This is a genomic window from Myroides sp. C4067, assembly GCF_038039665.1.
In the GTDB taxonomy this organism is placed as follows: Bacteria; Bacteroidota; Bacteroidia; order Flavobacteriales; family Flavobacteriaceae; genus Flavobacterium; species Flavobacterium odoratimimum.
This window is the reverse complement of sequence record NZ_JBBPHJ010000008.1, coordinates 1-22706: the sequence shown is the minus strand read 5'-3', so window position 1 is coordinate 22706 and position 22706 is coordinate 1. Positions and strand designations below refer to the sequence as shown.

The 22706-nt window shown below is 35.9% G+C and carries 21 protein-coding genes; 7 read left to right on the top strand and 14 right to left on the bottom strand.

The window, feature by feature from the left end; genetic code table 11:
• Positions 1-111: 111 nt before the first annotated feature.
• The 3 genes from AABL87_RS07585 to AABL87_RS07575 are packed head-to-tail and all read left to right on the top strand — an operon-like array spanning position 112 to position 2591.
• Positions 112-1260 (top strand): DUF5929 domain-containing protein, encoded by a 1149-nt coding sequence (locus AABL87_RS07585; protein WP_006258014.1) that lies wholly within the window; start codon positions 112-114, stop codon positions 1258-1260.
• Positions 1253-1993, top strand: coding sequence for a metallophosphoesterase family protein (locus AABL87_RS07580; protein WP_016649875.1), 741 nt, complete (start codon positions 1253-1255; stop codon positions 1991-1993). Before AABL87_RS07585 ends, AABL87_RS07580 begins: the two co-directional genes overlap by 8 nt.
• 40 nt (positions 1994-2033) lie before the next feature.
• A complete protein-coding gene (locus tag AABL87_RS07575; RefSeq protein ID WP_006258016.1) occupies positions 2034-2591 on the top strand; it encodes a DUF3575 domain-containing protein in 558 nt (185 codons plus the stop codon).
• A gap of 71 nt (positions 2592-2662) precedes the next feature.
• Here the strand turns inward: AABL87_RS07575 and amaB are convergent, their stop codons facing one another.
• The 6 genes from amaB to dut form a co-directional block, all read right to left on the bottom strand.
• Positions 2663-4210 carry an L-piperidine-6-carboxylate dehydrogenase gene (amaB, locus tag AABL87_RS07570; RefSeq protein ID WP_006258017.1) on the bottom strand — a complete coding sequence of 516 codons (1548 nt, stop codon included), beginning with the start codon at positions 4208-4210 and terminating at the stop codon, positions 2663-2665.
• 86 nt (positions 4211-4296) lie between these two features.
• Complete coding sequence (locus AABL87_RS07565) at positions 4297-4830, bottom strand: 3-hydroxyanthranilate 3,4-dioxygenase (RefSeq protein ID WP_006258018.1); 534 nt, start codon at positions 4828-4830, stop codon at positions 4297-4299.
• 15 nt (positions 4831-4845) lie between these two features.
• Positions 4846-6102: a murein hydrolase activator EnvC family protein gene (locus AABL87_RS07560; protein WP_341277134.1), complete on the bottom strand. Its 1257-nt coding sequence runs from the start codon at positions 6100-6102 to the stop codon at positions 4846-4848.
• Positions 6103-6125: 23 nt separating this feature from the next.
• Entirely contained in the window at positions 6126-6911 is a 786-nt protein-coding gene (locus AABL87_RS07555) for a DUF4292 domain-containing protein (RefSeq protein WP_341277133.1), read from the bottom strand.
• 168 nt (positions 6912-7079) lie between these two features.
• Positions 7080-8090 carry a sugar phosphate nucleotidyltransferase gene (locus AABL87_RS07550; RefSeq protein ID WP_341277132.1) on the bottom strand — a complete coding sequence of 337 codons (1011 nt, stop codon included), beginning with the start codon at positions 8088-8090 and terminating at the stop codon, positions 7080-7082.
• A gap of 26 nt (positions 8091-8116) precedes the next feature.
• A complete protein-coding gene (gene dut, locus AABL87_RS07545; protein ID WP_341277131.1) occupies positions 8117-8554 on the bottom strand; it encodes a dUTP diphosphatase in 438 nt (145 codons plus the stop codon).
• 439 nt (positions 8555-8993) lie between these two features.
• Here dut and xseA point away from each other — a divergent pair, with 439 nt between their 5' ends.
• Together xseA and xseB are read left to right on the top strand one after the other, a co-directional pair.
• Positions 8994-10475 (top strand): exodeoxyribonuclease VII large subunit, encoded by a 1482-nt coding sequence (gene xseA, locus AABL87_RS07540; RefSeq protein WP_341277130.1) that lies wholly within the window; start codon positions 8994-8996, stop codon positions 10473-10475.
• Positions 10442-10636, top strand: a complete 195-nt coding sequence (xseB, locus tag AABL87_RS07535) for an exodeoxyribonuclease VII small subunit (protein WP_341277129.1) — start codon at positions 10442-10444, stop codon at positions 10634-10636. Before xseA ends, xseB begins: the two co-directional genes overlap by 34 nt.
• 132 nt (positions 10637-10768) lie before the next feature.
• Here xseB and AABL87_RS07530 read toward each other — a convergent pair whose 3' ends face one another.
• The 3 genes from AABL87_RS07530 to AABL87_RS07520 form a co-directional block, all read right to left on the bottom strand.
• Positions 10769-12112: a mechanosensitive ion channel family protein gene (locus AABL87_RS07530; protein ID WP_006258025.1), complete on the bottom strand. Its 1344-nt coding sequence runs from the start codon at positions 12110-12112 to the stop codon at positions 10769-10771.
• 237 nt (positions 12113-12349) lie between these two features.
• Positions 12350-13255, bottom strand: coding sequence for an OmpA/MotB family protein (locus AABL87_RS07525; protein WP_341277128.1), 906 nt, complete (start codon positions 13253-13255; stop codon positions 12350-12352).
• Between the two features lie 31 nt (positions 13256-13286).
• Complete coding sequence (locus AABL87_RS07520; RefSeq protein ID WP_006258027.1) at positions 13287-14051, bottom strand: exodeoxyribonuclease III; 765 nt, start codon at positions 14049-14051, stop codon at positions 13287-13289.
• A 194-nt stretch (positions 14052-14245) separates the two neighbouring features.
• Here AABL87_RS07520 and AABL87_RS07515 point away from each other — a divergent pair, with 194 nt between their 5' ends.
• Positions 14246-16081, top strand: coding sequence for a GNAT family N-acyltransferase (locus tag AABL87_RS07515; RefSeq protein ID WP_006258028.1), 1836 nt, complete (start codon positions 14246-14248; stop codon positions 16079-16081).
• A gap of 34 nt (positions 16082-16115) precedes the next feature.
• Here AABL87_RS07515 and AABL87_RS07510 read toward each other — a convergent pair whose 3' ends face one another.
• The 5 genes from AABL87_RS07510 to serS all read right to left on the bottom strand — a co-directional run bounded on the left by AABL87_RS07510 (position 16116) and on the right by serS (position 20906).
• On the bottom strand, positions 16116-17060 hold the full coding sequence (locus tag AABL87_RS07510; protein WP_006258029.1) for a 2-hydroxyacid dehydrogenase: 945 nt from the start codon (positions 17058-17060) through the stop codon (positions 16116-16118).
• Between the two features lie 24 nt (positions 17061-17084).
• The gene (gene mgtE, locus AABL87_RS07505) at positions 17085-18437 is read right to left on the bottom strand and encodes a magnesium transporter (protein ID WP_006258030.1); all 1353 of its coding nucleotides are present in this window, start codon (positions 18435-18437) and stop codon (positions 17085-17087) included.
• Positions 18427-19206 (bottom strand): 16S rRNA (adenine(1518)-N(6)/adenine(1519)-N(6))-dimethyltransferase RsmA, encoded by a 780-nt coding sequence (gene rsmA / locus AABL87_RS07500; protein ID WP_006258031.1) that lies wholly within the window; start codon positions 19204-19206, stop codon positions 18427-18429. The genes mgtE and rsmA overlap by 11 nt, the downstream gene beginning before the upstream one ends.
• A 7-nt stretch (positions 19207-19213) precedes the next feature.
• The gene (locus AABL87_RS07495) at positions 19214-19528 is read right to left on the bottom strand and encodes a DUF4286 family protein (RefSeq protein WP_006258032.1); all 315 of its coding nucleotides are present in this window, start codon (positions 19526-19528) and stop codon (positions 19214-19216) included.
• A 106-nt stretch (positions 19529-19634) separates the two neighbouring features.
• On the bottom strand, positions 19635-20906 hold the full coding sequence (serS, locus tag AABL87_RS07490) for a serine--tRNA ligase (protein WP_006260406.1): 1272 nt from the start codon (positions 20904-20906) through the stop codon (positions 19635-19637).
• A 315-nt stretch (positions 20907-21221) separates the two neighbouring features.
• Between serS and rseP the strand changes: the two genes are divergently transcribed.
• Positions 21222-22565 carry an RIP metalloprotease RseP gene (gene rseP / locus AABL87_RS07485; RefSeq protein WP_006258035.1) on the top strand — a complete coding sequence of 448 codons (1344 nt, stop codon included), beginning with the start codon at positions 21222-21224 and terminating at the stop codon, positions 22563-22565.
• The last annotated feature ends 141 nt before the right edge of the window (positions 22566-22706 follow it).

Here is a 22706-nt window from a genome sequence, read left to right as displayed (position 1 = left end):
AATATTCTCTATTAAGTTGTTAATGTATGGTTAAATATAACAAAGAGGTTTCTGATTTAGGTCTGAATTGTGAGTTTCTTTTTATAATTTTAAGAACAAAACAAGAATGTTGTGATTAATAAGCGATTACTTATTAAAAATTTACTAGCGCATTATGATGAGAATAGCTTTTATGATAAGAAGAGGCAACTCAATCTGCACAGTAAATCAGGCAAAGCTAAGTTTTTAAAACATATCTGTGCTTTAGCGAATTCAAATCCAGACAATAGCTCCTATTTATTAGTAGGGATAGAAGATGAAGATAACGAAATAGTAGGTGTAGACTTCTATGATGACAGTAAGATTCAGAACTTAGTCAACGCTTATTTAGATAACCCTCCCCTTATCACCTATGATAATGTGGCTTTTAATGACCTACCCAAAGATAAGGTAGTAGGTCTTGTCTCTATTCGATCAGGTATCGGTCTAACGACGTTTAAGCGGTCAATCAGTGAGATAGCAGAAGGAAGTTATTTCGTGAGGATAGGCAGTACCTCTGTTCCTGATGCAGTAGTACCTCGTAGCACGAATAGGGAAATAGTAAAAAGCATAGAGAAGAACTCTCAGAATGATCTAGCGAGTATCTTAGATAGTGTTATCACCTTTATGACAGATACGCATCGAGATATGAAGCCGAGATATAATGTTTTTAGAGAACAATTTATCATCTGTTGGGCAGGTAATAAAAAGATGGTTAGGGGGATGCCTTTCTATTCTAGAGTTGATATAGAGTTCGTCAATGAGCAGATTAAGTTGTTTTATTCAGATCTAGACTCTGTCACGATTGCGTATAATGGGCATAAGTTTGTGATAACAGAGTATCTAAATCTAGGGCTGAATGATAAGACGAGTTATTACCCATTCGAAGAAGTGATGATCTCCTTCTCAGAGAACGGGACTTATTCTATGACCAACACAGTCTTGTTTAAAGCACCATCCTATAACAGGAATATCCTTGGGCATATCTACGGATCTAGTCTTAATGTTATTTATAAACTTCAGAACAACCTTAAACTGACTTCTAAGGAAGAACGTGTGTTGGGTAAACTATGTTTTAATATGATGCTGTGTTACCTAAACGGTTTTGAAGATGCTAAAGATGAACTAATCTCCGTTAAAGATTATCTAAAATATTCGAATGACCCTCAGCTCTTTATAGCCTTTAAGGAAGTAATGCGTATCTTGCGTAAACTGAAATATGAAACAGAAATAGATGAGTAGAACACTAGTTATAGGAGATATACACGGTGGTTATAAGGCGCTATTACAAGTGATGGAACGCGCAAAAGTAACCCCTTCAGATAAATTAATTTTTTTAGGAGACTATGTAGATGGGTGGAGTGAATCTGAGAAGGTAGTAGAGTATTTATTAGCTTTGAAGGAGACACATAATTGTACATTCTTAAGAGGTAACCATGAGACGCTTTTAGTGAATTGGTTAGAAACAGGTAAGGAGAATAAATTATGGGAAGGCAATGGAGGAGACGCTTCTGTTAAGTCCTATTCTTTAGACAATATCACAAAAGAAATGAGAGAGAAGCATCTCCATTTCTTTAGAAACTTACAGAACTATTATATCGATGAGAACAATAGACTCTTCGTTCATGCAGGTTTTACGAACTTAAGAGGAGTGAAGGACGAGTATATTGAAGAAGGCCTTTATTGGGACAGAACGTTATGGGAGATGGTATTATCTATGGATACAACGATCAGTAAGGAAGACATTAGATACCCGAAGAGATTGTTGCACTATCACGAAATCTTTATAGGACATACACCTGTTACTAATTATGGTTTTAAGTATCCTATGAACTTTGCCAATGTATGGAATATAGATACAGGAGCAGCATTCTTAGGACGTATTTCTATTCTAGATATAGAGACAAAGGAGTATTGGCAGAGCGATGTAGTCGCTGAGCTATACCCAGATGAGGAGGGAAGGAACCATAAATAAAAAACACTTTTATTATATTTGTCACACACAATCTTGTTATATGAAGAAAATATATTTAGTACTATTACTCTTAGTAGGTACAGTAGGAGCTAGAGCACAGGCTGTTAATGAAGTAAAAGTGAATGTGTTTAATACACTTGCACTAGCATCAGTAGAGATCGGGTATGAGCACTTTATTGGGCACAACCAGTCGATAGGAGCTAATTTTAATATCAACGACCGTTTTTCTTACCACAAAGAAAAAGGAGGAAAGAACCAAAAGTTTAATACCAACAGTTTAGTTGTTAACTATAACTACTATTTTGGGTCAGGGAATGATGCACATGGCAGTGGTTATGTAGTATCTCCTTTCTTGAAATACCGCTTTGGAGATTTTAAAGAGAATCTATGGTCAGAAGCAGCAGATACATCTATTAGAACTAAAGTAGATATGAATAGCTTCATCTTTGGAGTAGGCTTCGGGTATAAGTGGGCTTTAGGAGACTCATTCACGATTCATCCTTTTGCAGATATTGCGAGAAACTTCAGTAGTGAAGTGAATGACAGATTCTCTGCTATTGAGTTTAATGCAGGGATTAACTTAGGATATAGATTCTAAACACCTAGATAATAGAATAAAATAGAGGGTGCTTACTAACTGTAAGCACCCTCTATTTTTATAAGTATAGACTAGAAGTCAAATTTAATACCTTGTGCTAATGGTAACTCTGTACCATAGTTGATTGTATTCGTCTGTCTTCTCATATAAGCTTTCCACGCGTCTGACCCAGACTCTCTTCCTCCACCAGTCTCTTTCTCACCTCCGAATGCGCCTCCGATCTCAGCACCAGATGTACCGATATTCACATTAGCGATACCACAGTCAGAGCCTGCATGAGATAAGAATAACTCCATTTCTCTCATACTATTCGTGAAGATAGAAGAAGATAGCCCTTGAGGCACCCCGTTTTGCATAGCGATAGCCTCTTCGATATCTTTGTACTTCATGATGTATAAGATAGGTGCGAATGTCTCAGCCTGTATAATTTCGTAAGTATTCTTACCTTCTATGATACACGGTTTTACATAACATCCACTCTCATACCCAGCACCTTCTAGTACACCACCTTCTACGATGACCTTACCACCTTCAGCTTTTGCCTTTTCTATAGCGTCTAAGTAATCTTTTACAGCTGCTTTATCGATAAGTGGTCCTACGTGATTAGTAGCGTCTAATGGGTTCCCTATTTTTAATTGTGCATACGCCTTTTGTAGTACATCTACTGTTTTATCATATACGCTCTCGTGTACGATCAGCCTTCTCGTACTAGTACAGCGCTGTCCTGCAGTACCTACAGCTCCGAATACAGCCCCTACTAATACCATGTTGATATCAGCATGCTCAGATACGATGATAGCATTATTACCTCCAAGCTCTAGGATAGTATTACCGAAGCGTTCTGCTACAGTCTTAGATACATGTCTACCTATACGAGTAGACCCCGTGAATGACACTAGAGGGATTCTAGGATCCGTGTTGATTAGATCACCACACTCATTACCGATAACTAGGTTACATACACCTTCAGGGATATTGTTTTTCTTGAATACGCCAGCTACGATATTCTGACACGCTACACCACATAATGGTGTCTTAGAACTAGGTTTCCAGATACACACATCACCACATACCCATGCGATCATGGTATTCCAACTCCATACTGCTACCGGGAAGTTAAATGCAGAGATAACACCTACCACTCCGATAGGGTGCCACTGCTCATACATACGGTGCATAGGGCGCTCAGAATGCATCGTTAGTCCGTATAACTGACGAGATAGACCTACTGCGAAGTCACAGATGTCGATCATCTCCTGTACCTCACCTAGACCTTCTTGAAGGCTTTTTCCCATCTCGTATGATACTAGCTTGCCTAAGTATTCTTTTTTATTTCGAAGTTCTTCACCTATTTGTCTTACGATTTCGCCTCGTTTAGGAGCAGGTACTAGTCTCCAGCTTTTAAAAGCCTCCTCTGCAGTAGCCATTACTTTTTGGTAATCTTCTTTTGTAGAAGCTTTTACTTTTCCGATAAGTTGACCGTCTACAGGAGAATAAGATTCTATAATCCTACCGTTAGAAAAAGAGTTAAGACCTGTAGAAGAACCATTGTTCTCTGCCACGAGTCCTAATTTTTCTAATACTTCCGAAATACCAAATTGGTTATTAGATGTCGTCATTTGTTTTTTTATTTATAGTTTGTAATTGATTGTTACTTGCTAATATAAAAAAAAAATTGACAGGGAGTGTAATGTACAGTAATCTACTATTCTACGAATTTTGCATCAGTAGGCATCACAGTCTGACAACACTTACAGGTTCTCAATTCTTCAGATGAGTAGAAATGTTTAAAATGAGGTAAGAAATCTTTCTCTATATCCGTCAATTCAAAATAGACTTCATATAATTTATGATTACAATTTTCGCAGAACCACATTAATCCATCTTTTGCCCCAGGGTCTTTTCTCTTTTTCTCTACCACTAGACCTACAGAGTTCTCTGTACGGATAGGTGAGTGAGGTACCTTAGCAGGTAGTAGATAAATGTCTCCTTCGTTTAAGGTAATGCGCTTGCGCTCGTTATTTTCTTGTATATCGATATAGATAGTTCCTTCTAGTTGAAAGAAGAACTCTTCAGCTTCATTATAGTGAAAATCCTTTCTAGCATTAGGGCCACCTACGACCATAATGATATAATCAGCTGCTTCAGGGTAAATATTTTTATTGCCAACAGGTGGTTTTAATAAATCTTTATTCTCTTTTACCCATTTAAATATATTGAATGATGACTGTGTACTCATAGTATGATATATGAATTAATTACTTCTGCTCAGCCAACTTTGTGGGTTATAGATATCTGTATTTCGAGACAGTAAGAACTTCAACACCGTCTGACCATTACTATTGGTACTGATTGACCCGATGTCTTGTTTTAGACTTACTTTATCTCCTTTTTTCACAGATACCTCACCTAAGTTTTGATAAACAGTTATATAATCTCCATGTTGTATTAATACAGCTTTATTACCACCAGGTAATACCTGTACCTGAAGCACATCCCCTCCGAATACTGCTCTAGCTCTAGCGCCTGCCTCAGTAGTGATCTCTACACCACTATTGTGTATCGTCAGCTGAGTCTGTACAGGGTGAGGCTGATCTCCATAAGGTAGAGAGATATATCCTTTAGCTACTGGCCAAGGAAGCTTACCTTGATTAGCTCTAAAGTTATCTGCTACGATTTTTCCTTCTGGAGTAAGCTCAAAGGCAGTAGCAGACTTCGTAGAAGCAGTAGACTTAGTTGTCTTCTTACCTTCTTTAGCGGCTTTCTCTCTAGCGATACGGTTCGCTTCTTCAATCGCTTCTTTGATCAATTGCTTGATTTTTCTATCGATTGCCTTTGTCTCTTCTTGCTTTTGTTTGATGTGTTTGTTATACTTTTGCTGATCTTTTTGTACGATAGACATTAGGTTCTTTTGTTCTCCTAAATCCTCTTGTAAGTTCTTTTCGTTCTGTTGTTGTTCAGTAAGTAGCTTTTGCTGTTTTGCTTTTTGTGTACTTAGTCTAGCTAGTGCCTCTTTTAGAGATTCAGCCTTAGCCTTTACCTCATCTGCTTGAGATTTTCTATAGTCAGCATATTGCTTCATATACTGTACTCGCTTATAAGCTTGAAGGAAGTTATCTGATGATAATACGAACATCAGTCTACTTTGGCTAGACTTTGTTTTATATGATTTTAATACCAGATCAGCATAGTCTTTTCTAAGTTTAGCCAATTCTGCTTCTAGGGTATTAACCTCTTTTTCTGTTTTAGAGATATTGCTATTCGTTACAGATATTTGTTTTTGAACATTGTTTATTAACTGTCTATTTAAGTTAATCTTACGGTTGTTCTCATCTATTTCTAATAGAATATTTCTCTCTTTTGTCTTTTCTTTTTTAAGTAAATCTTTGACAATATTTATCTCCACTAAGATTTGCTGCTTTCTACGCTCCAGTTGTTCTTGCGTTTCTTTCTTTTGCCCGTAAGCAAAAACAGTACATATTAATAATAAGGATAAATACGCTCGTCTCATTTGTGGATTACTTCTTGTTGATCTTATTGTTTTATTCCGACTTGTTTATAACCTGCTGGAACCTTGTAATTAAAGTTCAAGTTATCATTAAAAGTCACATTGTCATAACGAATGTTCAAATGTATGCTTTTTTCTTGTCTTGCATCTATATTTATTTCAGTAGGAGTCGTATATTTTCCCACTTTTTTATATTCTGGATACGAAATAGTGACAATTCTATTGCTAGATGCTTGAGATATCTCTTCTTTTTTCAATAATCCATTTTGGTCTTCGAAGAAATAAGCAGATTGAATATCTTCTTCTACCTTAGCTTTGATTTTGTGCAATCCTTCTTCTATAGATGCTTCATACTTATTAGTTCCCGACTGAGCATCTAGAGCCTGACCTAATAGCAGATTCTGAAACTTAGTATAGTTCAGGTCTGTACCTAGCCACTGACTTAGCATACTGAAGTCTCCTTTGAAGAATACCTTATTCCATTTCTCATAGTACTGCACCCCTTCTGGAGTTACATATACCTTAGCTATCGGAATACCTATAAAGCGAATGTTCAGCAAGATCTGTTTATCCTTTTCGATAAAGATATCCATAGAGAACTTCTTAGAATCGTTATCCGCCTCATAAGACGCAGAAGAGCGAATAGCAGTGGTAGTGAAGTCTACTATTTGTTTATTGTGGTTGTTTAGAATCGTAAGCACAGTTTTAGCATTACTAGCCTCACTCTCGTCTAGTATACCATCCATGTTCTTCTTCTTACATCCTACGACTAGAAATAAAGTACATATAATAAGTAGGGATATCTTTTTCATAATTGTCTAAAACTATTTTATAGTAGCAAGATAGATAAAAAAAATCCGTTTTAAACTTTATTTAAAACGGATTTAATATTTTAGAGTCTGTTCCTGTATTCAATAAGGATGCAGATATAGTCAAATAAATATATCAACAGAGTATACAGGCGACGTCTATATCATGATTTAGTCTAGTACAGAGTAGTCTCCGATACTGATACTCGTATGCTTACCGTCATAAGTAGCATGGTTACCCACCATAGCATTATCTAGATTTGCATTTCTGATTGTAGAGTTTGTTTGGATAAGACTGTTTTTGATGGTAGCATTCTCTACTTTACAGTTGTCTCCTAGAGATACATTAGGTCCTACAGTTGCATTCACTAGTACTACATTCTCTCCGATATAACATGGACGGATGATCGTACTGTTCTCTAACACTACATTGCTAGATACATAGTTAGCGTTCTCTTGTTCTAAGAAACCTAGCATTCTATTATTCGTATCTACAGTTACATTTTTATTACCACAGTCCATCCACTCATCTACCTGACCAGGTACGAAGCGCATTCCTTTTTGCTTCATATTCTCTAGAGCGTCTGTTAGCTGGTATTCGCCCCCTTTGATAATATTATTATCTAGTAAGTACTCTAATTCTTTGCGCAACGTTTCACCACTTTTAAAGTAGTAGATACCGATGATTGCTAGATCAGAGACAAACTCTTTAGGCTTCTCTACGAAATCTACGATGTCGTTTTTATCATTTAGTTGTACTACACCGAATGCGCTAGGATCTTCTACCTGTTTTACCCAGATAACGCTGTCAGCATCTTTCTCTAGGTTAAAGTCAGCGCGGAATAACGTATCTGCATACGCTACCACGATAGGTCCTTGCATTGCTTCTTTAGCACATAGGATAGCATGAGCAGTTCCTAGAGCTTCGTTTTGATAACATATAGTCCCTTTCGCTCCTAGTTTAGCAGCGATAGCGATTAAGTCTTCTTCTACTTTTTTCCCAAAGCTCTCGTGGATGATAAATGCAATCTCATCTATCGTATCGTTAAGAACTTTAGCGATGTCTTCTACTAATCGGTGTACAATTGGTTTCCCAGCGATAGGGATTAATGGTTTAGGAACAGTTAATGTGTGAGGACGAAGTCTAGACCCACGACCAGCCATTGGTACAATAATTTTCATTTTCTAATATCTTTATATTACAATATCTATTTTACTCCAGTACTACCAAAACCTCCAGCACCTCTATCCGTATCAGTAAGTACTTCTACAGGTTGCCATTGGATTTGTTCGTATTTAGCGATTACCATTTGAGCAATGCGTTCCCCGTTCTCTATCACGAAAGGTTCTTTAGACAGATTGACTAAGATAATTCCTATTTCACCTCTATAATCAGCATCTATAGTACCAGGGCTATTTAGTAAAGTGATTCCTCTTTTTGCAGCTAATCCACTTCTAGGTCTGATCTGTGCTTCGTATCCCTCAGGTAGTTCTATAAATAGACCTGTAGGTACGATGGCTCTCTCTAGAGAGTTTAGCGTGATAGGTTTTTCTAAGTTCGCTCTAAGATCCATTCCTGCAGACTGATTCGTCTCATAATTCGGCAATGAATGTTTAGATTTATTGATGATTTTTACGGTAGTCATATCTATTTTTTAATGATTAACAAAGATAAAAAAGTTATGCTGATAAAAAGCATATTATGCGATTAAGTATGAGTATGATATTGTGTTTTTCATGTTTTTATAGGGATGGTCGGCTTGTGGTCGGCATATGATGGGCATGTGGTCGGCTAAAAAGTACTATAAAATAGCCGACCACCTACCGATCAATAGCCTAGCAAATAATGATCACAAGCACTAGACTCAAAGAATGAAGTTATAATCCTGCTGAAATGAGGAGATGTAAGCAAGGAGTTGTTATAAATTATAGCAATTCTGATCGATAGGGCACTTTAGATTTATTTCGGAGCTATTTTTGTGCTATTCATAAATATAATAATGAGAAGCGATGACCATAGATTTCGTTTAGATATCCTAATAAAGATTGTATTTTTGGTCTAAAGAGTTTCTAGATTTTAAACAGATGTATATAGACAATAAGTATTATCGACTGAGCACTATCCTCTATAGAGTGAAGGATATAGTAGATAAGGCTATATCGAATAACTACTTTTGGCTAAGGGCAGAGATAGGTCAACTAAAAGAAGACCGGAAGGGACATCTCTATCTAGAACTCGTAGAGCACAAAGATGGAGTAGTGCTAGCTAAGTGTCGTGCGAATATATGGCAGTCTAATGCCTATGTGATCAAAAAAACTTTAGGGGAGAATGCGAATGAGATACTGAAGAATGGGGCTGAGATCATGTGTTACTGTGAAGTCACGTTTAGTAATCTATACGGGATGTCTATAAATATACATCGAATAGACTTGTCTTACTCATTAGGGGAGGTAGAACGCATAAAACAAGAGAATCTTAGAAAGCTAGTAGAGCAGGGATATCATCAGCAGAATAAAGAACTGTATCTACCTGCTGTGCTTCAGCGCATAGCTTTAGTAAGTTCTAAAGGGACAGCGGGACATGCAGATTTTATAAAACAACTAGAGGAGAACGAGTATAACTTCGTCTATCATCTAGATCATTATGACTGTCAAGTGCAGGGGGATGGGGCTGTAGCGTCTATACAAGAGGCGCTGAGTGAGATAGAGCCAGATGCGTATGATGTGATCGTGTTGATTAGAGGGGGAGGATCGGCGCTAGACTTAGATGTGTTTAATCACTACGAGTTAGCAGTGACGCTAGCCACGAGTCATACACCAGTATTTACCGGGATAGGACATGAGACTGATAGTTCGTTATCAGACTTTGTAGCTAATCGCTATTTTAAAACGCCGAGTGCCGTAGCAGCTTATATCGTGGAGCGAACTGCTCTGTTCTATACGGATATCAGTAGGATGTATGAAGGCATTATGCAATCTTATAAACAGCATATCACTGTAGAACAGCATAAACTAGAAGTAGCAGAGAAGGAGATAAGGTTATATGGAGTGGCACAAGCCAAACAAAAAAAACAGAAACTAGGTACATTATCTAACAGACTGATAACAGAGGTGAGAAAACGCCTTCATACAGAAGAGTCGTTTATAGAGAGTGCGACGCAGTCTATCTCCTATCGGGCTCAACGCATAACAGGTAAAGAAAATCAGACGCTAAAAGAAAAAACGAAGCTAGTGGCTTATCTAGCACAACAGTGTATCGATGTACATCAACAACGACTGAATACTGCGCTAGAGAAACTGGTCTATCAAGCAAAAGGACAGTTGAAGAAAGAACGTGTGCGATTAGTAACCTTCGAAGAGATTACAACAGCCTACGACTTGAGTTCTATTCTAAGGAAAGGATTTGCGATCGTGATGCACAATGGACAACTGTTGAATGAACACCAAGAATTAAATATAGGAGATGAGCTAGAGATAGCGATCTATAATAAGAAGTATAGAATTATATTAGCAGAAATAAAAGAAGTGAAGCAATGGAACAACTTACTTATGAAAAAGCCGCTTTAGAATTAGAAGCAATTCTGAATAATTTAAAGAATGATGAAGTGACTGTAGACGAACTAGCGAGCAAAGTAGAACGTGCGTCTAAACTAATAGTGTTCTGTAAAGAGAAACTTACAACTACAGAACAACAAGTAGAAGGCATTATAGAGAAACTAGGATTATAAAATAAGAACACGGTCATAGAGATACTCCATGACCGTGTTCATCGTATGTAGTGTGCTATACTTAAGTCTTTCTTTCATGTCTAAGAGAAGACAGGCTATAGCGACCTGTTATAATCATGGTAATAAGTATCCTTAGTTACCAAACGAATCATGATTAGTAGTGCTGTTCTGTATGAAATGTCTTACGTCATCAGAAGAAGGCAACTCGAATACATCTAGGTGGAAATAATCTACAGCGGCTAATACATGGTCGAATATGTCTGCCATGATATTTTCATATACAGCCCATACAGTGGTATTCGTGAAGGTGTATATCTCTATCGGTAGCCCGTGCTCTGTAGGCTGTAGATGCCTTACCATCAGAGGATATTCTTTGTGAATATTAGGATTCTGCTGTATGTATCTCGTCACATACGCTCTAAACATTCCTATATTCGTTATTCTACGTCCATTGATAGGCATAGATTGATCAGCTTGTGTTCTCTCGTTGTATTCTTCTATTTCTTTTTGACGCTCTTCTATATACGGAGCTAATAGTTGTATCTTTTTAAGTAGTTCTATCTCATCCTTCTCTAGATAGCGGATAGAAGAGATTTTAATATTGATACTTCTCTTAATCCTTCTACCTCCAGAAGTTTGCATACCTCTATAGTTTTTAAACGAATCACTGATTAGAAGGTGAGTCGGTATGGTGGTGATTGTCTTGTCAAAGTTCTGCACCTTCACCGTACTTAGGTTCATCTCTAGTACTGTACCATCTGCTCCATACTTAGCCATCTCTATCCAGTCTCCTACGCGCACCATATCATTAGAAGAAACTTGAATACTCGCTACAAATCCCATAATGGTATCTTTAAATACTAGTATAAGAATGGCTGAGGCTGCTCCTAATGAGATTAAGAATTTAATAGGGTCTGTACCTGTGATGATAGAGAATATAATAATCCCAGAGAAGAAATAAACTAGTATGCTAGATACCTGTGCGTAGCTATCTAATGGTTTGTCTGCTAGACGTGGCTTGCTCTTTAGGTAATCTCGGATACTGCGTATAGTAGATCTAATCACTAAGGTCAGAGCCACTGTGACTAAGATATCCGTCAAGGACATCACAAACTTTGTTAGGTTCGGAAAACCTAAAAAGAAAATCGGAAATAAGATCTTCGCTAAGGCGATCGGAATTAAGTGTGTGACATTGTGAAAGAATTTATTTTCTACTAATAAGTCATCGAACGTCGTTTTAGTCTTAGAACTAAAAGTCTTTACTAAGACAATAAAAAAGTTCTTTAGAATATAATCTAAAATGAACATACAGATTGTAAATGACGTTAGTAATAGAATAGCTGTCACTACATGGGTAGCATATTCTGATAGATTTAAGAAGTCTAGCAGGTTGTAGAACCACTGATATAGTCCGTTGAAATCTTCTGTATTGATAATAGAGTTAATATTAGTAACTAGATAGTTATTAATCATCATGTAATTATGGCTTTTATATTTATAGCTCTTTTAATATAAGCATTATAGCAGACAAATACAAATGAGTACTGCTAATGTGTGTGAAAAGTAATTAATTTTTTAGAGAAATCACTTAATAAAAGTATAAACTGTTGAAAAAATAGGTGAGTCTGAAGAGAGTGTATTGTCATGATATAAAAAAAGGCGAAATGCTTAACATCTCGCCTTTTAGAGGGTATTTTATATTTTCTTTTAATGCTATAATTGATTCAGCATAGAGTTGATTTTATCCAGATTAGGAGTTAGGATAACTTCTATACGTCTGTTCTTCGCTTTGCCTTCAGCAGTGGTGTTACTTGCTAGCGGAGCATATTCACTTCTACCTGCAGCTGTAAGATTTCTCTTATCTATCTGAGGCGTTTGCTCTAGAATAGACACGATAGTTAAAGATCGTTTAGTAGATAAGTCCCAATTGGTCTTCACTCCATCTCCTAGATTACCTAATATCTTATCATTATCTGTATGCCCTTCTATCAGTACTGTGATATCAGGGTTATCAGCTAATACCTTGCCTAGCTCTACTACTGCCTCTTTTCCTTCATCACTGATCGTCCAACTACCAGATTTAAATAACAATTTGTTTTCCATAGAGACATAGACACGTCCATTTTTTTGTTCTATAGTCAGTCCTCTACCTTCGAATGCGTTTAGGGCATTAGATAAGTTGTCTTTTAGGGTACGCATCTGCTTATCATTAGCCGCTAAGATACTCTCTAGCTCAGCTACACGTCTTGATTTCTCTTCTAGTTCCGTTTTGGCTTTAGCTAGTCTAGCAGCCTCTGCTTTTAGTGTCTCAGCACTGTGTTGTTCTAAGTTGTTATAAGACTTCTCTAGATCTCTTAGTTTGTTCTGTGCAGCGACTATCTCAGCATTAAGATTACTTCTCTCTTGTTGAAGTTCTTTTAACTGAGCAGCTAGTTGTCTTTTGATATTTTCTAAGTCTGTATTAGAATTATTCATCAAGTCTAATTCACTACTTAGCTGTTCGTTTTCGGCTAACGCATCTTTGTACTGTTGATCTAGTTCATTGTATAACTTGCGTGTCACACATGATGATAACATGGTAAGCGCTAATAAGCCTAGGCTAATCTTTTTAATTGACATAGTTTGTTGTTTTATGAGGGAAAAATAGGGGTTATGCGTCTATCTCTACAAGTATTGGGCAGTGATCAGAGTGCTTTACATCAGGTAGTATAGTCGCGTGTTTTATCTTGCTTCTCATATTCTCTGTCACTAAGTGATAGTCTATTCTCCACCCTTTATTATTATTACGAGCATTCGCTCTGTATGTCCACCAGCTGTAGTTATGTGGCTCTTGGTTGAACATACGGAAGCTGTCTATAAACCCATTGTTGATAAACTTGTCTAACCATGCACGTTCTTCTGGCAAGAAACCTGATACTTTAGCATTGCGCACAGGGTCATGGATATCGATAGCTTGGTGACAGATATTATAGTCTCCACAGATCACTAGGTTAGGAATCTCTTTCTTTAGGTTATCGATATAGTTGAAGAAGTCATCCATATACTGATATTTAAAGTCTAGTCGCTCTATATTAGAGGCAGAAGGTAGGTATAGAGACATCACAGAGATATCGTCATAATCTACTCTTAAGTTTCTACCTTCGAAATCCATATAGTCTATACCTGTTCCGAATACTACGTTCTTAGGTTCTTGTTTACACAAGATAGCTACTCCACTATAGCCTGCTTTCTGAGCAGAATAATAGTATTGGTATGGATATCCAGCAGCTAGTATATCAGCTACAGGTATTTGATCTTCTTTTGCTTTTATTTCTTGTAGACATATAATGTCTGGATTCTCTTCTTGAATCCATTCTATAAATCCTTTGTTTATAGCAGCACGTATTCCATTTACGTTATACGAGATTATCTTCATATAAAATGAGTATGTAGTTTAAAAAATCAAAAATATAAAAAATATATTTTTTGATTTAATATCTTATCTTTGTTTTAATCAGTTATTTATACATTTTGTAATTTCTTTTTTATGAATTATAGTACTAGTCTGATAAAATAAAATGGAATAGCTGAAGATTTTAGTATATTTGTATTACTTAATTTTGAATTTTAATGGGGTTAGTAACGGCGAAAGAAGTAGCAAAGGCAATTAACGTAGATAAGTATGGTTTTCTAGGAACCTTTACGGGGTGGATGTTGATGAAGGCGCTTAAAATCACTACGTTAAATAAAATTTACGACCGCAATAAGCATTTGTCTAATCTAGATTTTTTAAATGCTATCTTAGAAGAATTTCAAATAGAATTTGAAATAGATCCAGAAGAACTTAAGAGACTGCCTAAGAAAGGGCCTTATATAACTATTTCTAATCATCCATTAGGAGGAATAGACGGTATTCTATTGCTTAAACTGATGTTAGAGCATGATCCTGATTTTAAAATTATCGCTAACTTTTTATTACATCGCATAGAGCCATTAAAGCCTTATATTATGCCTGTGAATCCTTTTGAGAACAATAAGGATGTTAAATCAAGCGTTATAGGATTAAAAGATACTTTAAGACATTTAAGTGATGGAAAGCCTTTAGGGATATTCCCTGCTGGGGAAGTGTCTACGTATAAAGATGATAAACTTATCGTAGATAAACCTTGGGAAGAAGGAGCGATTAAGCTGATAAAGAAAGCAAATGTACCTGTAGTACCTATTTATTTTCATGCAACAAATAGTAAGTTATTCTATTTCTTGTCTCAAATAAATCCTACGTTGCGTACAGCTAAACTGCCTTCTGAACTATTGACTCAAAAAAATAGAGTGATCAAAGTAAGGATAGGTAGACCGATATCAGTAGAAGAACAAAGTGAACACTATGATATAAATGATTATGGTAACTTCCTGCGTTTTAAAACATACTTATTGTCGAATGCATATAAGGATGAAGATATACGTAAATGGATTAAAGTACCTTCATTTAATTTCAAATTACCAAAAAGCGTGAAAGATATTATTGAGGCACAGCCAGTAGAGAAGATTTTAGAAGAGATTAATACGCTGAGAGAAGGTAATTATAGATTATTACAGAGTAAGAATTACGAGATATTCTTGTGTAAATCAGATCTAATACCAACGATTCTAACAGAATTAGGACGTTTAAGAGAAATTACGTTTAGACAAGTAGGAGAGGGAACGAATAATGAACTAGACTTAGATCAATACGATAAGTATTATCACCATATGTTCTTATGGGATAATGATACTCAACAGATTTGTGGAGCATACCGTATGGGATTGGGAACAGAGATTTATAAGAAATATGGAATCAATGGGTTCTATTTAAATGAGTTGTTCCGCTTTGAGTCTGAGTTATATCCGATGATGTCTCAGTCTATAGAGATGGGTAGAGCTTTTATCATTAAAGAGTATCAACAGAAGCCAATGCCTCTATTCTTATTGTGGAAAGGTATTGTACATACTACATTGAGATATCCTGAACACAAATACTTAATCGGTGGAGTGAGTATTAGTAATCAGTTCTCTGATTTCTCTAAATCATTAATGATTGAGTTTATGAGATCACACTATTTTGATCCTTATATCGCTCAGTACGTCACTCCTAAGATGGAATATAAAGTAAATCTTAAGGATAGTGAGAAAGATTTGATCTTTAGTGAGACAGATTCTGATTTAAATAAATTCGATAAGATCATTGAGGATGTAGAACCAGGAAAGTTAAGATTGCCTGTATTGATTAAAAAATACATTAAGCAGAATGCAAAGGTGATCGCTTTTAATGTTGATCCATTGTTTAATAATGCAATAGATGGTCTGATGTATATCAAGATTGCTGATCTACCAGAAAGCACAGTGAAACCTGTAATGGAAGAATTCGAAGCAGAACTTGAAAGAAAGATTCAAGAAGAAAATAACAAAAGCGAAAAGCAAGAGTCATAAAAAAAGGAGTTTCTATTGAAACTCCTTTTTGTTTTTAGTATAGTAATTTGATTTTGTCTATAATCGTTTGCGCTAGTTTTTCTTTGCTTTCTATAGTCCATCCTCCGATATGAGGGGATAGTAATACATTCTTAGCTTGTATTAAGTATTGCATAGGTTCAGGAAGAGTATTATCTGAGAACATATTCTCGAAAGAAGACTTCTCGTACTCTAATACGTCTAATGCAGCACCTCTTACTTTACCAGACTTTAAAGCTTCGACTAGATCTGTAGTATTGACAGACTTCCCTCTAGCTGTATTTATAAACCAGAAAGGCTTTTTGAACCCTTGGATTAGTTCCTTGTTGATGAGATACATGGTCTCCGGTGTCTGTGGAGTATGTAGGCTTAGGATATCAGCTCGTTCTTGTAACTCTGCTAAACTTACTTGTTTTGCATAGGCATTCTCTAGTCCTTCTCTGATATCGTGGAAGATTACTTCACAGTCAAACCCTTGTAGGCGTTTGGCAAAAGCATTTCCCATATTTCCATAGCCTATAATACCTACTGTTTTACCTTCTATCTCATGTCCTCTGTTTCCTTCTCTAATCCAGATTCCTTGTCTTACTTCTTGGTCGACTAAGTTGAGTTTATTCATTAGGCTTAGTAGCATCCCTAAGGCGTGTTCTCCTACTGCAGTTCTATTACCTTCTGGAGCAGCGATAAGCGCTATACCTTTAGTCTCTGCATATGCACAGTCTATATTCTCTAGTCCTGCACCGACACGTCCAATGAACTTTAAGTTAGTTGCTTTCTCTAAAAAAGATTGATCAATAGAAAAGCGACTTCGGATAATGATACCTTCATATTCGTGTATGTTTTCTGCTATTTCTTCTTTACTAGCAGTGTAGTTTTCTACATTTTCGTATCCTAGTTCTGCTAGTTGTGTAATCATTAAAGGATGATTACTATCTATATGTAATACTTTCTTAGTGTTCATGGTTGTGATGTAGCTTTAAATAATCTAGAAACCTAAAATAACCTTTGCAATTGAAAAGTAAATTAAGATTCCAAAGATATCATTACTTGTAGTGATAAAAGGACCTGTGGCTAAAGCAGGGTCTATACCATATTTATTCAGTAAGATCGGAACAAAGGTACCGATAAGACTAGCGATGATTATTACACTAATCAGTGCTATAGATACAGTGATACCTATGATATAATCTACCCCTAATAAGAAGTGACTTCCTAGCATCATCAGAATAGCAAGTAAGAAACCATTTAGTAAACTAAGCGTTACTTCTTTTCCTAATCGCTTCCATATAGATCCGGTGATAGAGTTATTAGCTAGTCCTTGTACGATAATAGCAGAAGATTGAACTCCAACATTACCTGCCATAGCCGCAATAAGAGGGGTGAAGAAGAATAGTACACCAAACTTCTCCATAGCTCCTTCAAAACTTCTAGATACATTAACAGCTACGAATCCACCTATCATGGCTAATATTAACCAAGGTAATCTAGCTCGTGTCAGCATAAGGATACTGTCATTAGCCTCTACGTCTTGAGAAATACCTGCTGCTAATTGGTAATCTTTATCTGCTTCTTCTTTAATAACGTCTACGATGTCATCTATGGTAATACGACCTACTAACCTTCCCATTTCATCTATAACAGGAATGGCTTCTAAGTCATACTTCTGCATAATACGAGCTACCTCTACATCTTTTGTATCTACTTTTACTGAGTCTACATTTCTAATATAGACATCACTAATATGGGTAGTAGTAGAAGAGGTAAGGAGGTCTTTTAGCGACAGTCTCCCTTTTAGCCTTCCTTCATTATCTATTACATAGATAGAGTGTACTCTAGATACATGCTCAGCCTGTTTGCGCATTTCTTTGACACAAGTAAGCACTGACCAATTCTCATTAACAGAGACATACTCTTTGGCCATTAACCCCCCTGCAGTGTCCTCGTCATAACGCAATAGTTCAACGATGTCCTTTGCATGCTCTAAATCTTCCAGCTCAGAAAGAACCTCTTCCTTCTTAGATTCTGGTAATTCAGAGATAATATCAGCAGCGTCATCCGTGTCTAATTCGTCTAACTCCTCTGCAATTTCTTTTGGAGATAGCGTTTTTAAGATCTTTTCACGGACATCTTCATTTAATTCTAAAAGGATTTCTGCTGTTACTTCACTATCTAATATATCGAATATGTATATCGCTTCTTCTCCAGAAAGCTCATTCATAATCTCTGCTATATCGGCGTAGTGTAAATCTTTAAGAATCTCTAATAATTCCTTTTCATTCTTTTCAGCGATTAAATCTTCGAATTGTTGTAAAGATTCTCTACTGATTTTAAACTCCATAGGCTTCTATTTTCTTTGTTAGTTCTATAAATTCTTTATAGTCTAATTGTTCTGGTCTTAAATTAAATACTTCTTCGGATCTTATTTCCTCTGGCAAGTTAAAGCTTTTTAAGCTGTTGCGTAATGTCTTTCTTCTCTGATTAAAGGCAGTTTTTACTACTGTAAAGAATAATTTCTCACTACAAGGTAGACTGTAATCTTCTTTACGGATCATACGCATTACTCCTGACTTTACTTTTGGAGGTGGGTTAAATACGTGTTCGTCTACAGTGAACAAATATTCTGTTTCATAGAATGCTTGTGCTAATACTGAAAGTATACCATAAGCTTTAGTTCCTTTTTTCTCACAGATACGTTCTGCTACTTCTTTTTGGAACATCCCTGAGAACTCAGGGATATAGTCTCTTAGTTCTAATGCTCTAAACACGATTTGTGTAGAGATATTATAAGGGAAGTTACCGATTACAGCGAAAGGCTCTTGATTAAAAGCACGTACTATATCGAATTTTAGAAAGTCTTGTGCGAATATATGGTCGTGTAGTTTGTTATAATGAGCATGTAGATAATCTACAGACTCTGTATCTATTTCTACTACGAATGTTTCTATCGGTTTGTCTAATATATATTTGGTTAGAACTCCCATACCTGGACCAATCTCTAATACCTTCTTATATCCTTCTAATGTCAAGGTATCAGCGATTCTCTTTGCGACACTTTCGTCAGTTAAGAAATGCTGACCTAAGTGTTTTTTTGCTCTTACTTTATCCATGGTTATCTTATTGATGTTCGCTGATTAATTCTAGTTCTGTTTTAAATGTTAGCATAAGCTCACCAAAAAGCCGTTTAGCCTCGTTCTCAAAACGATCAAAATCTTCTTTATAGAATTGATCTAGTAATTCTTTACTCTGTGTTTCGAATTGAATAGAATAAGTTTTTCCTCCCATTTCTTCTTCGATGAGTACTTTGACAATTTTAGCTTTGTCAAACTTTCCAGTTGCTAATATTCCTGGTATATAAGCGTTTTTTGTCCATTGCATCCATACGTCATGTGCGCTTTCATGAATGTTGACTGTGATATTATATATGATCATAATTTTAATTACACTGAATGAATTATTTTTTGCAAAGATAAAAAAAGCACCAAATGTCTTATTTCGAATATTTGGTGCTTTTTGTTTATAAGGTTATTGGTGTTAATTAGTCGATAATATCAAATCCTGTGTAAGGGCGTAAAACTTCTGGAATTACGATTCCTTCTGGTGTTTGATAGTTTTCTAAGATACCTGCTAGTACACGAGGTAATGCTAATGAACTACCATTTAAAGTATGTGCTAATTGGTTTTTACCATCTTTATCTCTGAATCTTAATTTCAATCTATTCGCTTGGAATGTCTCGAAGTTAGATACAGAACTAATTTCTAACCATCTGTCTTGTGCTGTAGAGAACACTTCGAAGTCATAAGTAAGAGCTGATGTGAATCCCATATCTCCACCACATAATCTTAAGATTCTATATGGAAGTTTAAGGTCGTTCAATAGTCCTTTAATATGTTCTACCATTCCGTCTAATGCTTGATAAGAATTATCAGGGTGTTCGATACGTACGATTTCTACTTTGTCAAATTGGTGAAGGCGGTTAAGACCTCTTACGTGTGCTCCATAAGATCCCGCTTCTCTACGGAAACATGGTGTATAAGCTGTACACATAATAGGTAACTCTGTCTCTTGTAAGATAACATCTCTAAAGATATTAGTCACAGGAACCTCTGCTGTTGGGATTAAGTATAAATCGTCAACTGTACTGTGATACATTTGTCCTTCTTTATCTGGCAATTGTCCTGTACCGTATCCTGATGCCTCATTGATTAAGTGAGGAACTTGATACTCTCTATATCCTGCATCTGTATTTTTGTCTAAGAAGTAAGAGATTAACGCACGTTGTAAACGAGCTCCTTTACCTTTATATACAGGGAAGCCTGCTCCAGTGATTTTGTTCCCTAGTTCAAAGTCAATGATGTCATATTTCTTTGCTAATTCCCAGTGTGGTAAAGCACCTTCGTGTAGTGTAGGTACTTCTCCTGCTTCGAATACATTTAAGTTATCATCAGCATCTTTACCAGCAGGTACGATATCTGTTGGTACGTTTGGTATAGTATATAACTTCTCAGTTAATAATGCAGATACATTATTAAGCTCTTCAGTTAATTGTTTGCTTTGGTCACGTAAGTTTGATGTTTTCTCTTTGATGATTTCAGCTTTTGCTTTTTCACCACTTTTCATCAACTCCCCGATGCTTTTGGATAGTTTGTTCGATTCTGCTAATACATTGTCTAATTCCACCTGTGTGCTTCTTCTTTTCTCATCTAATTCAAGCACTTCTTTTAGCAAATCGGCAACATCAAGATTTCTTTTGGCTAATCCTTTAACCACTTGCTCTTGATTTTCTCTAATAAAAGCTATCTGTAACATATTATAAATATTAATTGTAAAGCAAAGTTAGAAAATACTTTTCTATTAGCAGCTATTTTACGTACCTCTTTATAAGTTTTGTAGAACATTATGCAGTTTATTTGGTAGTTTATTAGCTTTTCTAAATAATAATTTAATAAATAGAATTGCTTTGAAATAATATGTGAAGTGCTTTTTAGCTTTATTACACTTTGTTTATCTTGTTATTTATGTGAAAGAATTGATAATTTAAACCTTGATTTAAAAAAAAGTGAGATTAGTTAAAGTAATATTTTACTTTTGTCTGAATAATATTAGAGTCTGTAAAAAATAAAAATGGATATACTTATTAAATTATCTCAATTCTTATTGAGTTTGTCGTTGTTAATTATCTTACACGAGTTAGGGCATTTTATTCCTGCTAAACTTTTTAAAACACGTGTCGAGAAGTTTTACTTATTTTTTGATGTTAAGTTTTCTTTGTTTAAAAAGAAAATAGGAGATACTGTTTATGGTATTGGGTGGTTGCCATTAGGAGGGTATGTAAAAATATCTGGTATGGTGGACGAAAGCATGGATACAGACCAATTAGCTGGTGAGCCACAACCATGGGAGTTTAGATCTAAACCAGCTTGGCAACGTTTGATCATTATGTTAGGTGGAGTTACGGTGAACTTTATTTTAGCCTTTGTTATCTATATTGGGATGGCTTATGCGTATGGTGAGTCATATATTGCTAATAAAGATGTAAAGAGCGGAATCTGGGTTCAGAATCCTATCTTAGAAGACGCTGGTCTAAAAACGGGAGACAAGGTATTAAAGGTTGATGGAAAGGAGATTGTGAAGTTTAATAGTCTGCCAGAAGCAATCCTTATGGGGAAAGATATTGAAGTAGAACGTGCTGGTGTGGTAGAGCATGTACAGTTGCCTGTTGACTTCTTAGGACAAATTACAGAGAACAAAGGAAATGGTTTCATAGGACTGCGTATTCCTTTTATTGTAGCAGGATTTGGTGAAAACTCTATTAATGAAGGTACATTAATGGTTAAAGATATTGTGAAGTCTATTAATGGGGTAGAAACACCTTTCTTTGATATGGTAAGCAATGTTTTAGAAGAAAACAAAGGAAAGACTGTTGCTGTTGTAGTGAATCGCGATGGAAAAGATACGACTGTTGATGTAAAGGTAAATCAAGAAGGTAAGATAGAGACATATTATGCTCCTGCTTTGCCATTTGATAATTTACAAAAATTAGGACTATATGAGATCAGTAGAGAGCAATACTCTTTAGCAGAAGCTATTCCTGCAGGGTTACACATGGGGAAAGATAGAATCATGAGTTATTTCGGACAATTAAAGAAAATTGTACAACCTGAGACAGGTGCTTATAAAGGAGTAGGAGGGTTTAAAGCGATTTATGATATCTTCCCTCAGTTCTGGAGCTGGCAAGTGTTCTGGAGTATTACAGCGATGTTATCTATCATGTTAGGGGTTATGAACTTATTACCAATTCCTGCTTTAGATGGTGGACATGTTATCTTTTTATTGTACGAGATGATCTCTGGAAGAAAGCCAAGTGATAAATTCTTGGGTAATGCTCAGATGGTAGGATTCTTCATACTTATTGCATTATTGTTATTTGCGAATGGGAATGATATTTATAAGGCAATTTTTAATTAGATGAAAAAAATATAAAAAAAATGCTTGTTGTGTTTGCAGAAATGAAAAATCGTATTATATTTGCATCGCAATAAAGGTAAGACATCACCTTCCTCCTTAGCTCAGTTGGTTAGAGCATCTGACTGTTAATCAGAGGGTCCT